Below are 13872 nucleotides of genomic sequence, written 5' to 3' on the forward strand. Positions count from 1 at the left end.
AGGCCGTTGCTCTTTGGCCTGTTTAAATTTAGCTCAAGCGCTAGGGGTTGTGAATGATAATATTTTTAAATTCACAATGGTGTTTTTGCTGATTGAAACTTTAGGGGATATGAAAGCAAGTTTTATTCTTTCAGCAACGGGTGCCATTTACGTAATCCCCTTTTTACTTTTTTCTTCTTATGCGGGAATTTTAGCAGATCGCCTAAGCAAGCAGAAGTTGCTTGTTTTTATGAAGGGAATTGAAGTTCTTGCAATGGGTATTGCTATTGTTGCTTTTGCAGCAAGAGTCCCTTGGCTCTGTTACAGTCTTTTATTTATTTTAGCTGTTCACAGCGCTGTGATGAGCCCTTCTAAATACGGAATGATCCCAGAGCTTGTTTCCCAGCATATGGTTCCCCGAGCAAATGGATTAATTACCTCAGCATCCTATCTTGCTATTATTTTTGGCACTTTTTTGGCTTCTTTTTTAACAGAAAAGACTCATAGCCAATTTACTTGGATTGCTTGTATTTGTTTTATGATTGCACTGGGAGGTTTTTTTGCTGCTTTAGGCATTAAAAAAACACCAGCGCAAGCGACAAGAATAAAGGCCCATCCTTTTTTTTTAAAAGAGATTTACTATACCTTGAAAATCGCCTCTTTGACACCCCATTTAGTTACAGCGATTTTTAGTTCAGCATTTTTTTTATTTATTGGTGCTTTTACACAACTTAACGTAATTCCTTTTGCCATCCAAACCCTGCATTTAAGCAAGATTGCAGGGGGGTATTTATTTTTGGTTTCTGCTTTAGGGATTGCTGCAGGGGCTTTTTTGGCAGGGAAACTCTCCAAATATAAAACATCTTTAGGACTCTCTTGTGTAGCTTGCTTGGGCATTGCGATTAATTTTTTGTTTTTATCGATTACCACAAGTTTACCTCTTGTTGTTATCTCTCTAATTTTAATTGGTGCATTTGGGGGATTATTTGCTGTACCTTTTGACACATTTATTCAACTCAATAGCAAAGATGAAAGAAGAGGACAAATGATTGCAGCTGCTAATTTTTTTAGCTTTACAGGAGTATTTATTGCTTCTCTTCTTCTGTATGTATTTAGTCAATTTTTAGAACTCTCTTCTGCTAGTGGTTTTGCTGCTGTTGCAGCGCTTACCCTTCTGGTTTTTTTGGTTTTAATCTCTCGATTATCTGAATTTTTCTTTTCTTTTGTAGCAAAAGTATTCTTCTTTTTTTCTTCTCCGTGTCGTACGGAGTTTTCCGCTTTGGAGATAAATCTTTCTTCAATATTCATTTTAGAAAAGCCTTCTTTTCGCAAAGCTTTTTTTTTAGCAAGCAAGTTTCCCATGATGCATTTTCTTTTTCCTTCCAACAGATCTAAACAGCCTTGGTACTATCGCTTTGTATATTCATTACATGCAGCTCCTAAGGGTCTAGATATAAGAGAGCTGATTGCTTATGCACAAACACAACTTCTTCCAGAAAGACCTATTTGCTTATTTTTTAGAAAAACTTTTCAGATTCCCACAGCGGCTATATATGGATGGATTGAGTTATTTCAAACCGAACCCCTGGTCTTTTTCGTCCGTTTTTACAAAGAAAAAACAGGTTGGGTGTGCAAATTAGAAAAAAAAGATTAATCTTTTAAAGACTGTTTCTAATTATTAAAAGACGTTTCGATCTTTAGCTTTGAGGCAAAAAAGAACTCCGGCCATACATGACCGGATTTTCATATCTTTGGAGGATAAGAAATGATTTAAGCAAAATTCAAATTATACAGAAGCTTTTTTCGCTGCTGTGCTTAAACGGGCTTTTAGGCGACTGGCTTTGTTGATTTTAAAGACCCCTTTTTTAACCCCTTTATCCATTAAACTATAGACTTCACTAAGTTTTTCTTGAATGAAAGAAGCATCTTTTTGAGCAAGGGCTTCTTTTAAAGATCTTGAAGCGCTACCAACTCTTGCTTTAAGCACGCGATTGCATAGATTGCGCTTTTTGCTTTGTATATTGCGTTTCTCTGCGCTAGGGCGCTTTTCTTTCTTGTCTTTTTTTTCATTTGCCATAAGTTTTCCTTTGGACTTAAAGATGGAAGAAATATAACTTAAAAGAACATAATTCGTCAAAATGCTTTTAAGATAAAATTTATTTTATGAATAGGGTGTGAATAATAATGATGCCAACGACTTAATCGATAGTAGCATGCTAAAATTGCCTCTATCTTAAACAGAATCGCAAAAAGAGTTCTATAGAAAAAGTTTTTCCTGTTAAAAAAATTATACAAACTTTTATCGTATTGGGGATAATACAGATATTTCACTTTTCTTAAAAAAAATTTTATAGTTTTAATAGAAAAAGTAGACTTTTGATGTTAAACAATTTTATAAGAGGATAATAAATATAGAGTAGCTTGACAATAAGAAAGATTATTATCAAAATCGATTCATAATTTACTTAAATTAATTAGAGTCACATATCAAAAGGATTATTTAATAATTTGTTTACACAACAGCATCAACAAAAAGTCGAAGAACTTGTCGCTATAGCTAAAGAACAAGGGTATATCACATACGAAGAAATTAATGAAATTTTGCCTATGACATTCGATTCTGCTGAACAGATCGACCAGGTTTTAATTTTTTTAAGCGGTATGGATATTCAAATCCTTAATCAAGTTGAAGTAGAAAGACAAAAAGAGCGGAAAAAAGAGGCAAAGGAGCTAGAAGGATTACCTAAGAGATCTGAGATAACCTCTGATGATCCGGTACGTATGTACCTCAAAGAGATGGGTTCGGTTCCTCTATTGACTAGAGAAGAAGAGGTTGAAATTTCTAAACGCATTGAGAAGGCGCAAATTCAAATAGAAAAAATTATTATGCGTTTTCGTTATTCAACGCGTGAGACCATCTCAATTGCTAACTATCTCATTTCCTCCAAAGAGCGTTTTGATAAAATTATCTCAGAAAAGGAAGTCGAAGACAAAAACAATTATGTAACTGTACTTCCTAAACTATGCATGTTGCTTCGACAAGAAGATCAAATCTTAGAAAATCTTTTGCGTGAGCTTTATAGTACAGAAGAGAAAAAAATCGATAAGGTAAAACTTGCAGAAGAAATCGAAAAGTGTCGCATTCGAACACAAGCTTATTTGAGACGAATGCACTTTCGTCACAATATCATTGAAGATTTTGGCGAGGTGATCCTTAACGCTTACGAGCGATTTCTCATATTGGAAAAAGAGATACAAGAATTAATTCCTCGAGCAGAGAAAAATAAGTTCGCCGCGGGAAAACTGCGTGCAGTAAGGCGTAAACTATTAAATCGTGAGTTAGCTGCAGGGCGCACATTAGATGAATTTAAAAAAGATGTTCGTATGTTGCAGCGCTGGATGGATAAGAGCCAAGAAGCCAAAAGAGAGATGGTGGAATCTAATTTGCGCTTGGTGATTTCTATTGCTAAAAAATACACCAACCGTGGCTTGTCGTTTTTAGATTTGATTCAAGAAGGAAATATGGGATTGATGAAAGCTGTAGAAAAATTTGAGTATCGACGTGGTTATAAGTTTTCTACTTATGCTACTTGGTGGATTCGTCAAGCTGTAACCCGTGCAATCGCTGATCAGGCAAGAACCATCCGCATTCCTGTGCATATGATTGAGACAATTAACAAGGTTTTACGTGGAGCTAAAAAGCTCATGATGGAGACAGGTCGAGAGCCTACCCCTGAGGAACTTGCTGTAGAATTGGGTATAACTCCTGAACGTGTGCGTGAAATTTATAAAATTGCTCAACATCCTATTTCTTTACAAGCAGAGGTTGGAGATGGAGGAGAGAGCCAGTTTGGAGATTTTCTAGAAGATACAGCTATTGAGTCCCCAGCTGAAGCAACGGGCTATGCGATTTTAAAAGATAAAATTAATGAAGTGCTTGCTACTTTGACAGACCGGGAGCGCACAGTATTAATGGAGCGCTTCGGTCTTATCGATGGAAAACCCAAAACCTTAGAAGAAGTAGGAGTGCGTTTTAAAGTTACAAGAGAGCGTGTCAGACAAATTGAAGCAAAAGCGCTACGTAAAATGCGTCATCCCACACGTGCTAAACAATTGCAGGCTTTCTTGGATCTGTTGGAAGAGGAATAAGTTGTTCATTCGCTCTGCTGAGCAATTTTTTGCAGCTGTTTTTTCTGAAACAGGGCTGTTACAAAAACTGCCTAGATTTGAAATTCGAGCTGGACAAAAAGAAATGGCTCTTTTGATTCATAATGCTTATCAAGCCCAAGAAATTGTTTGTATTGAAGCAGGAACCGGTACTGGCAAAAGCTTAGCATATCTACTGCCTGCGATCTATTGGGCTATTCAGCATAAAAAACGCACTGTGATTTCCACTCATACTATTGCACTACAAGAGCAATTAATGAGTAAAGATATCCCTTTCTTACTCAAAGCATTGCAGATCGATCTAAAAGTCTCTTTAGCCAAAGGGATGAATAATTATCTATGTTTAAAGAAACTAAAAATAGTAGAAGAGCAGATTTTGTTCTTTCCTGAACAAGAGATTAGACTATTGCAAGCCTCAATTAAAACAGCTGAAGAAGGCACTCGCTCAGAAATGCCATTTAAAGTTTCCCAACCCATTTGGGATAGAATATCGGCAGAGAGGGATAGCTGTGATCACATCCGATGCCCTTACTATAAGGAATGTTATTTCTTCAAAGCTCGCAGGCAAACCTTAGAATCGCAACTTATTATTGTTAACCATCATCTTTTATTAGCGGATTATAAATTTAGATTACAGCAGGTCAAAGATTCTCCTCTTCCTTCTTATGAGTATCTGATCATTGATGAAGCACACCATTTAGAATTAATTGCTCTACAAAGCAGTGCAGAACGATTAGACAAACGCTATCTCTTATATCTTTTGTCTCGTTTGTTTTCAGAAACTCAACCAGAGAGCTCTTTATGTGGGCTAATTAGAAAAGATCTTTTAGGGTTTAATCGCTACTCCTTAGAACTCCAGCAGAAAATAGAAATTGATATACTCGGACAAAAAAAAGTTTGTAATTTACAAATAGAGCAGGTTTTCACGCATGATTATTTTAGTAAAATAGATGCTAAGTATCGCATTACAGATGCCTTTAAACAAACCTCTGTCTGGAAGGAAGAGATCCTGCCATCTCTTGCTATGCTAGCAAAAGAGCTAACAGGGCTTGCTGTTATCATTCAGGATTTAAAGCAAGAGTTAGATCAATACTCGGAAGAAAAGTTACATACATATGCACTAGAGTTGCATTCTCTTAAGATTCGTTTAGAAGAAGAAGGTAAAAAGATTTCCCTGTTTTGTACAAATGATCCGAGCTTAAAAAGAGTACAATGGTTGGAGAGAACCGCTCAGAATCTCTCTTATATAGATGCAAATCTAGATATAGCTCTTTTTTTAGGTAAGCAATTTTTTACTCCTTTACACGCAGCTGTTTTATGTAGCGCAACGCTTACTACGCAAAATAGCTTTTCTTTTATAAAACGTACCTTAGGACTAGATCAAATAGATAAGGTAGTTCAGGAAAAGATCTATCCTTCTCCTTTTTCTTTTGATACCCAAGCGCTTTTTTTGGTTCCCAAAGATTTACCTCTGCCTTCAGATCTACACTTCTTGTTACATATTGCGCAAACAATAGAGGAAATGATAGCAATTAGCCAGGGGAGTGTATTTGTGCTATTTACCTCTTTTGAGATGTTACACGATTGTTTTCAGAGATTGCAGAGCTCCTATCCTATCCTCAAACAAGGGGATCTTCCTCGGCATATGTTGCTTGAAAAATTTAAACAAACCCCAGGGCAGGTTTTGCTAGCCACAGATTCTTTTTGGGAAGGAGTTGATGTTCCAGGAGATGCGCTAAAATGTGTGATTATTGTAAAACTCCCCTTTGCTGTTCCTTCCGATCCTCTGCATGAGGCCTATATAGAAGCGATGAAGCAAGATGGCAAAAATCCTTTTTTGGAATATAGTGTACCCCAGGCAATTATTCGGTTTAAACAAGGTTTTGGAAGACTGCTTAGATCACAGCAAGATAGAGGGTGCGTAATATGCTTAGATCATCGTCTAATAAGCAAATCATACGGCAAGCTTTTCTTAAATAGCCTTCCCTCATGCAAAAATTATTTTGGCTCAAAAGAAGACGTATATAAAGAAATGAGAACTTTTTATGAGAATAAAAGAAATGCTTTAGCGTAAGATTTACTTTTTACCTAAGGGCTTTTTTAGGATTGGCTTAAGATTTCAGATCCCCTTGTAAAAAGAAAATAGGAGAAAAAACAACAGTAAAAAATTCTTTTCTTTTCTTATTCAATTTAAAAAAGTACACTAGTGTAATTGTTCAAATCATTTTTTTAGTGATTTTTCTAGCGTGGTTTTGAACATTCTAAACTTCCCATGTTTTATAAATTTTTTAAAGTTACATGTTACAGCTGTAATGAGGAGAAATAAATGAAAAAATATATGATCCTAGCTTGTACTATGGTCTGTCTGTCGATTTTTGCAGACTCTACTATTAATTCAGAGACCGGAGAAACTTTTCTTGAAGATATGGAGATTGTTAATCTCTGTGATTTAACAGAAGATGATCTATTACAGGTTACCCAGGGACTGCATCCTGACAAAATTATTGAATTCTCAGCCAACACTACTTTACCTATTGACTGCTATTTAAGAGGGGACTTGATTAATTTAGTACAAAACGTGGAAAAGTGGGGAGTAATAGAAATAAAACAAACCTTTTATGCTAGATGTACAGGTAAAGAATTGCTTTTTAGTTCTGATTTAACTGAATGGAAACCTTTATTGGAATTCATTACAGGCGAGGCATTTGTTATCTTAAGCCTTCAAGATGGGCAAACATTCCTTGCAATTGGGACAGAACTAATTAGGCGCACATAGGATTCAAGTTTATATGAGCTTAGAAGCTTTCCTGTTTTTAAGCTCATCATATATCTTTTTCAAGCTAGGTAAAATCTCTAAGGTTTTATCTGCTTCTTTCTAACCCTGTGTAGGTTATTTTCTCCTTGCGCAGTTTTTCCTTTGCAGTTCCTCAAGTTATCTTTTACGATTTTAATCGTCTAAACTGATTCTTAATAGCCAACGCGAATTCTAATCACTCCAGGATCCTATTGGAACAAGTCTAGACTAACCGTATTAGTCAATGTATTAATAGGATTATTTGTAGTAAGGACAGTAAATTTATCAGATCTTTCCACTATTTTATACAGTAAAGCAAAAATACCATCGAATTACAAGCGCCTTAAAAGATTTTTTACATGGCTTATTTCTGTAAATAATTATCCTTATTTGACTATGAAATTTGTGGTATTGGTTTTAGGTCTCAAAAAGGCCCTTTCAACCTCGAAGTGCACAAAAAAGAACATATAAATACTTGAAAAAACATCTATTGTGCACCCGAGCATAGCATGTTTGTAGATAAGCTCCTAAACGCTTCTAGTGGAGTTTCGAAGTTGAGAGCCTTTCTAGGTCTGTTATTTAGTATAAGTTTCCACCCTTTCCATATCCTTAGAAGTAGTATCTAAAAAGCTTTGTGTTTTAGGAAAATATTGCCTAACTAGTTAAAATCGTACCAAACCTTCCCATTTCCGAAGGAGTTGAACTAGCACGTGGAATATTTCCAAGGCTGTGGATAGATAGTAAAAAATGCAGCTTTTTTATTAAAGCTGCGGAAAACTACCACAAATACTACAACGAAAAACTAAACGTTTACAGCGATCGACCTATTCACGACTGGTCTTCTCATACAATGGATGCTTTTCGATACTTGTCCATTATCCAAAGCAAGAGAAGAAACAAAGGCATGACGGAAGAGGAAGCTGAGCGCATGCAAGCGATGTACCAGGTTCGCCATATTTAATCAAATGATACTGGATGTTCAGGTATGTAATTCGGATCTCGACGATGCATAAGATCTTCTTGTGTCGGTACGTATTCAGGTTCGTAAGTCGGATCTCGATGAAGATAAACATCTTCTTGATAATTCATAAATTTGGGTTTCACTACTCCTGCTGCACATCGAAGATCTTTTTTATGTCTCTCGCTATGCAAAGTACCTTGTTTAGCACAGAGCAAGTTAGTTTTAAGGCATTCTATTTTTAACATTGTAAAGAACTTAGGATCTATACAAATCCCCACCAGATCGTCAATACAATCAATAGGAAAATATATTAAACGCAAAATATCCAAGGGCATGTTGACGAATATCTCTTTCAGTCCTTTTTGGGCATGAGGAACTTTATCGCTGATAAATGGAGTAGATAGCAGGGTAGATGAGCCTTTAAGAAAGGCTTCTGCAATGCTAGTCACTCTTGTAGCAATGGTAATAACATTGGCTCCCATCCATACGCTAATCACAAGAGGTCTTATTAAATGTTGAGACTGCTCGGTATATTGTCTCTCGTCTGCTTGCTTATCCAACCAATTGTATATACCTGATTGCATGTGACAGTTAAGTAAGTAAGAAGCCGATGGCGAACAAGTAAACGAAAAATGTTCTAGCATAAGAAAACTCTCTAAATGTAATGGTTTATATTTTTATATTAACAAAGAGGTTTTTTTCCTGCTCTTTGAATGTATCGGTGAAAGCTCTTGGCCAAGCAAACATCCCGCTATGAAAATTTTTTCCTAATTGAACGTCTACCATAGCAACAGACTTTTTCGTCCATGTAAAGCAATTGTCCAATCCTCCAGAGAACCAGGAATCTGATCCGGTGACTGCCCATTCAATTTTTTCTCCTCTTTCTGTTTGTTCTTCATGTAAACGTTGTTGTTTAGCAATCTCTTGTAGCATTACTATAACTTGTTTAGCCGGTCTCACCCACACTTCAGTTCTCCGCATTCCCTGCGGAATATACATCTTTAACCTTCTTAACGAATAAAGTTTAGAGCGAATAGGTGGATTGAATTCAGATTTGTGTATGAAATACTCTCCATTTGGTACAGATCCTTGGAAGTATTCATTGGCAAGACCTTCAACTATAATTGCGGTGTGATTTTTAGAGGGGCCTTTTAGTCCATTTACTATAGTCACAGTCCAAGTAAACTTGCTAACACGCATTCTAGGGTCAATTTCACTTGGGAGACTGATTGGTTCGATTTCAATTAACTTTTCCGGAGATATTGAAGATAACAAGCTTACTCTTTTTTCTAAAAAAAATGATACATTGTTAATGTGGTGTTCAATTGGGTAATGGGCATGATTTTTAAAAACCTTGATAACGGCAGCTGCGCCAGCGACAAAAGCCAAATACCCGGCAGCTCCTGCTGCAATAATCCCTAAAGGAATACCCCCGAAAAATACACCCGCAGATCCTATTGCACTAATTGCATTATATGATAAATAGACGGCTCCAGGACCGGTTCCAAGGATCCCTATGGGTCCTGTTATGTTAAAAATGTCTTTATTCTTTTTTTCTATGCACTCTGTGTACTTTTGGCGTTCTTCTATAACTAAATCTAGTGCCTCGCGTTCTTTTTTACCAATTTCAATATTAAGAGACGCGTCGATCTTTAATATTTTTTTACATCTTTCTAAGACGGATTTAACTTCATTACATAGCTCTGTTTTGGAGTAAAGTTCTTTCTGAATTCTTTTTATTCGGTCATCTAAGTCCGGTTCAGAATAATACTCAATTACGGCTTGCAATTTTTTTCGTTCTTTTAAAAGAGGTTTTAATACTTTCTCGTATTTTTCTATAGATTTTTTACACCTATCTAATCTGCTATTTATTTCTTTATATTCTTCTCTGAGAAACTTAGAATCAATTATCCTTACTTGAAAATCAGTCATTAAACAATACAAAAGAGGCATGTTATCGAAGGTTTCTGTTTTGATTTTCTCAATCAGCTCAATTGTTTCTGGGTGGCATTGTAAAGAAGGAATTGTAGTTTTTTGAAAATCAAGAAAACAGTTTTCGTTTGTAGATTTCTTAAAGATATTCCAAGCTAAACCTTCAAGTCCGCAAACCAGATTAATGTCTATACTTTCTTCTGCATCATTAATTTCCCAGGTTTTGTAGATTGAACAAAAGTTCACAAAGCCATTATCTCCTACCATGACTGCAGATCTTTTTAAATAAGAAATCATCTCCTCTAAATTGTCTTCTTCTGAAATCTCAATACAATTAGTACAGAGTTCTTTTTGGTCTCTATCTATTGTTTTGTATTTTAAAGAACCTTGTTCTTTAATTAAAGAGACCACGAAATCATTTATATCCCATTGATGAATAACTTCCTTTGTTGTTACAGATCCTTCGTCTTTTATTCCACTGGTAGAAGGCAAAGGTTGTTGATGGAAGCCAGAAGTAATTGAATTAAACTGACCAATGCTCATACAAAACTACCCAAGTTAATTTTTAATGTTTCGTAATCCAATTAACTGTCTTATTAACCAACGCTGATGTTGTCAGATCTATACTTGTATGAATTGATGTTTGAGCAGCTTGTTTGCTAATAGGCTTAGCTATATCAATAGATTTAGCCATAATATCTGCAGCAGTAGATGAAAAAGTTTTTGCAAAGATGTTTTTACTGCAAGAGTGAGATTTTTCAATAGAAGCATCTGAATATGCCCCTAAAGCATTTTTAGCCGGAGCGGTATATTTTTTAGCTTCTGTATTTGCTTGTTCTTTCAAAAAATTTTCAAATCCAACGTGTCTTGATACTGCGTTTCCTACTGGTGATGACATAAAAACTCCTAAGTTTAGATTTAATACGGAGTCTTTTCAAGTTTGAAGTGCACAGAAGAATTAAAAAAAGAATAGGCAGGCGATGAAAGAATCTCTATTGTGATTTTTAACAATCAAACACAAGGAGAGACCTTGCCTAAAGGCTACCATCACCTAACCTATGACCAAAGATGTCAGATTTATATTTTAAAAGCTAGAGGAGATACATCTAGCTCAATAGCAAACATTCTAAAAGTTCATCATAGCACTATTAGTAGGGAACTTAAGAGAAATAAAGGGCAACGAGGATACCGTCATCAGCAAGCTCAAGAAAAAGCATTTCTTAGAAAAAATTCTCAGCCCAATAAAAAAATGACTCCTCAAATAGTTACCCGTATTGAAGAAAAAATCAAGTTGCAATGGAGCCCTATACAAATATCCGGATGGCTTAAAAGACATGGTAAAGAACATGTTAGTCATGAGACCATCTATAATCATATCTGGAAAGATAAACGACAGGGAGGACAGCTTTATAGAGAGCTCCGTCATCGAGGGAAAAAATATAACAAGCAGAGAAAGGGAGCTTCTGGAAGAGGGAACATGCCTGGTCGTATAGATATTAAGCAACGGCCTTGTATTGTAGAAAAAAAGACTCGTTTAGGAGACTGGGAACTAGATACAGTCATAGGGGCAGGACATAAAGGCGTAATTGTATCAATGGTAGAAAGAACTTCCAAGCTAACTAAGCTCGCCAAAGTTTCTCATAAAACTGCAGAGGAAGTAAGTCAAGCGTTAATTGAACAACTTAAACCTATCAAAGATTTTGTACACACATTAACAGCAGACAACGGAAAAGAATTTGCCTATCACCAAATGGTTAGTTTCGAGCTAGAGACAGACTTCTACTTTGCAACGCCCTACCATTCTTGGGAAAGAGGCTTAAATGAGCATACAAACGGACTAGTTAGGCAATATTTTCCTAAAACACAAAGCTTTTTAGATACGACTTCCAAGGATATAGAAAGGGTGGAAACTTTACTAAATAACAGACCTAGAAAGGCTCTCAACTTCGAAACTCCACTAGAAGTGTTTACGAGATTATCTACAAACATGCTATGCTCGGGTGCACAATAGATGTTTTTTCAAGTATTTATATGTTCTTTTTTGTGCACTTCAAGGTTGAAAGGGCCCGGTTAAAAAGATGTTGTAGTGTAACAAATAAGTATTTTAACAGTAAGTAAAAAAAAACTATAAGAAGTCTTAAAAATTGGGCATAAGAGTAGCTTATAGATAACAAGATTGTATTATAGTGGTTCCGATTCAAATAGAAAAATATAGGATTAACGACAAGTTTCAAGTTAACGACTTGAAACTTGTCGTTAATCCTATATTTCAAAACATCTGTTAGTTTCGGTATCTCTTCTAAGAAGAATCCTCTAATTGCCTGAAAAAAATTCACCGACGTTTCGTAATATCGATTGTATACCGTCTTTTCCCTTAAGATCTTCCACAAGCGTTCAACCAGGGCCAACGCATGAAGATTTTGCTTGATAATTGAGAGATAAAAAATGATTCTGGCTCCTTTTTCATAAGGAGTATAAAATGGAAGGATTCATTCATTCTTCATCTATTATGATGCATTTTTCGAAATTACCAGACCCAAGAAAGGCGCGCAATCAACTATATAGCCTTCATGATATTATCAGCACATCTATCCTAGCCATGCTATGTGGACAAGATGATTACATGGGCTTTAGCTTGGGGCTACTTTAAATCTTTTACAAAAAGATAAGACAAGCAAGGTCAGTTTACGTAAACGGCGCTTCATTGCATCATGTCGTAAAGATTATTTATTAGATCTGGTAGGTGCAAAGGAAATTCTTCATGCGTAAGCCCTGAGCGTTCAACTAGGATTCAAATTCGGCGAATAAGGAGGGAGATAGTGCACTTTAATCCTAGAAGACATCAGAAACTCTTCTAGTTTTTTATTTTTTTTTGATCTCGCATGAACCTATCTTGAATTGAATATAAATTTTCGCTATGATACCAGATCTTTTTATTTTTTAACTAAAGACAGATGACATGAGCAAGCAAGGATTAAATGAAGAACAGTTTAAAATACTCGAACCTCAAATGGAAAAATGGGTAAATCGTAACCATTATGGAAGAAAATTAGCGCCATGGAGACCTGTAGTGAATACTATTTTCTGGGTGCTTCGGACAGGAGCTCCTTGGAAAGATGCACCTAGAAACAAGGAGTTTTCTCATCCCTCAACAGCACACGCATGGCTTGGAAGAATGCAATCTGCTGGATTTTTAGATCAATTTTTAGAAGAGCTGCTTAAGCTTGCCGAACAGCTGGGGTGTATTGATGCCCAGAGACTCTCTGTAGATGGTTTTTTTTTCCAGCGGACGCGGAGGAGGAGAGCAAGTTGATTATGGCTACAAAGGTAAAGGCGTGACATCGCATTTACTGGTAGAAAAATCAGGAAAGCCTCTTGCAATCACTTTTACATCAGCATCCGGGGATGAGAAAAAACAAGTGATCCCTCTGCTTAGGAAAGTCATTCCCTTCATTAAAAAAGCATGGAATCAGGGAAAAGTACCCATACTTGAAGCAGATAAAGGTTATGACTCAGAGCAAACACGTATCGATGTTCTTTCCCATGAGGTTTTTCCTCTGATAGCTCGGAAAAGAAACACTAAGGGATATAAGATAAAAGGCATTTGCTACCTTGAAAAGCAACGTTGGGTCGTTGAGAGAACGATTTCTTGGTTAAAGACATGCTTCCGTCGTCTTACAGTGCGCTGGGAAAGAAAGGCAATATATTGGAACGGACTATTAATGTTTGGACTACTGGGATATTGGATGAATTTCTTAAGTCGGCAAGTATCTTTAAAACAGTAAATTTAATTCAAGATAGGTTCATTTAAAGAGGCCTTTTCAAACTCTTGCATAATTAACCTTTGTTTTTAAGTATTACTATTACTTATTAAGTGAGGTGTTTTTATATTATTTATTTTAACATAATTGTGTTTAAATAATAAACTAATTGATATTCTATTGAATTTATATTAATTTTTTTATAATTTAAATTATTTTATAGAGCAAAAGAAAGATATGCAGAATTTGAAAACTGCAAATTGTATAATTACCTGAAA

General features: G+C 35.8%; 13 protein-coding genes and 1 pseudogene. 8 read left to right on the top strand and 6 right to left on the bottom strand.

Annotation, left to right across the window (positions count from 1 at the left end; all coding sequences use genetic code 11):
* Positions 1-13: 13 nt before the first annotated feature.
* Complete coding sequence (locus RHABOEDO_RS00550; RefSeq protein WP_215216701.1) at positions 14-1633, top strand: MFS transporter; 1620 nt, start codon at positions 14-16, stop codon at positions 1631-1633.
* A 132-nt stretch (positions 1634-1765) separates the two neighbouring features.
* On the opposite strand, the gene rpsT is transcribed toward RHABOEDO_RS00550, so the two are convergent.
* Positions 1766-2056, bottom strand: a complete 291-nt coding sequence (gene rpsT, locus RHABOEDO_RS00555) for a 30S ribosomal protein S20 (RefSeq protein ID WP_215216700.1) — start codon at positions 2054-2056, stop codon at positions 1766-1768.
* Positions 2057-2463: 407 nt separating this feature from the next.
* On the opposite strand from rpsT, the gene RHABOEDO_RS00560 reads away from it, so the two are divergent.
* From RHABOEDO_RS00560 to RHABOEDO_RS00570, 3 genes are all read left to right on the top strand, one after another.
* Positions 2464-4128, top strand: a complete 1665-nt coding sequence (locus RHABOEDO_RS00560; protein ID WP_215216706.1) for an RNA polymerase sigma factor — start codon at positions 2464-2466, stop codon at positions 4126-4128.
* A gap of 1 nt (position 4129) precedes the next feature.
* Positions 4130-6220, top strand: a complete 2091-nt coding sequence (locus tag RHABOEDO_RS00565; protein WP_215216699.1) for an ATP-dependent DNA helicase — start codon at positions 4130-4132, stop codon at positions 6218-6220.
* 252 nt (positions 6221-6472) lie between these two features.
* Positions 6473-6922 (top strand): hypothetical protein, encoded by a 450-nt coding sequence (locus RHABOEDO_RS00570; protein ID WP_215216698.1) that lies wholly within the window; start codon positions 6473-6475, stop codon positions 6920-6922.
* A 975-nt stretch (positions 6923-7897) separates the two neighbouring features.
* On the opposite strand, the gene RHABOEDO_RS00575 is transcribed toward RHABOEDO_RS00570, so the two are convergent.
* The 3 genes from RHABOEDO_RS00575 to RHABOEDO_RS00585 form a co-directional block, all read right to left on the bottom strand.
* Positions 7898-8461, bottom strand: coding sequence for a hypothetical protein (locus RHABOEDO_RS00575; protein WP_220017650.1), 564 nt, complete (start codon positions 8459-8461; stop codon positions 7898-7900).
* A gap of 109 nt (positions 8462-8570) precedes the next feature.
* The gene (locus RHABOEDO_RS00580) at positions 8571-10376 is read right to left on the bottom strand and encodes a hypothetical protein (protein WP_215216696.1); all 1806 of its coding nucleotides are present in this window, start codon (positions 10374-10376) and stop codon (positions 8571-8573) included.
* A 22-nt stretch (positions 10377-10398) separates the two neighbouring features.
* Positions 10399-10731, bottom strand: a complete 333-nt coding sequence (locus RHABOEDO_RS00585) for a hypothetical protein (protein WP_215216695.1) — start codon at positions 10729-10731, stop codon at positions 10399-10401.
* A gap of 99 nt (positions 10732-10830) precedes the next feature.
* On the opposite strand from RHABOEDO_RS00585, the gene RHABOEDO_RS00590 reads away from it, so the two are divergent.
* Positions 10831-11844: an IS30 family transposase gene (locus RHABOEDO_RS00590; protein WP_215216525.1), complete on the top strand. Its 1014-nt coding sequence runs from the start codon at positions 10831-10833 to the stop codon at positions 11842-11844.
* A 16-nt stretch (positions 11845-11860) separates the two neighbouring features.
* On the opposite strand, the gene RHABOEDO_RS00595 is transcribed toward RHABOEDO_RS00590, so the two are convergent.
* Positions 11861-12241, bottom strand: coding sequence for a hypothetical protein (locus RHABOEDO_RS00595; RefSeq protein ID WP_215217786.1), 381 nt, complete (start codon positions 12239-12241; stop codon positions 11861-11863).
* A 71-nt stretch (positions 12242-12312) separates the two neighbouring features.
* Here RHABOEDO_RS00595 and RHABOEDO_RS00600 point away from each other — a divergent pair, with 71 nt between their 5' ends.
* Entirely contained in the window at positions 12313-12483 is a 171-nt protein-coding gene (locus tag RHABOEDO_RS00600; protein WP_215217785.1) for a transposase family protein, read from the top strand.
* Between the two features lie 130 nt (positions 12484-12613).
* On the opposite strand, the pseudogene RHABOEDO_RS11330 reads toward RHABOEDO_RS00600, so the two are convergent.
* Positions 12614-12703: pseudogene (locus RHABOEDO_RS11330) on the bottom strand (transposase); the annotation flags it as partial.
* A gap of 89 nt (positions 12704-12792) precedes the next feature.
* Here RHABOEDO_RS11330 and RHABOEDO_RS00610 point away from each other — a divergent pair.
* Both RHABOEDO_RS00610 and RHABOEDO_RS00615 read left to right on the top strand, forming a co-directional pair.
* Positions 12793-13146, top strand: a complete 354-nt coding sequence (locus RHABOEDO_RS00610; RefSeq protein ID WP_215217041.1) for a transposase — start codon at positions 12793-12795, stop codon at positions 13144-13146.
* Positions 13103-13618, top strand: coding sequence for a transposase (locus tag RHABOEDO_RS00615; protein WP_215216393.1), 516 nt, complete (start codon positions 13103-13105; stop codon positions 13616-13618). The genes RHABOEDO_RS00610 and RHABOEDO_RS00615 overlap by 44 nt, the downstream gene beginning before the upstream one ends.
* Positions 13619-13872 lie beyond the last annotated feature (254 nt).

The sequence above is a fragment of the Candidatus Rhabdochlamydia oedothoracis genome, from assembly GCF_019453995.1.
In the GTDB taxonomy this organism is placed as follows: Bacteria; Chlamydiota; Chlamydiia; order Chlamydiales; family Rhabdochlamydiaceae; genus Rhabdochlamydia; species Rhabdochlamydia oedothoracis.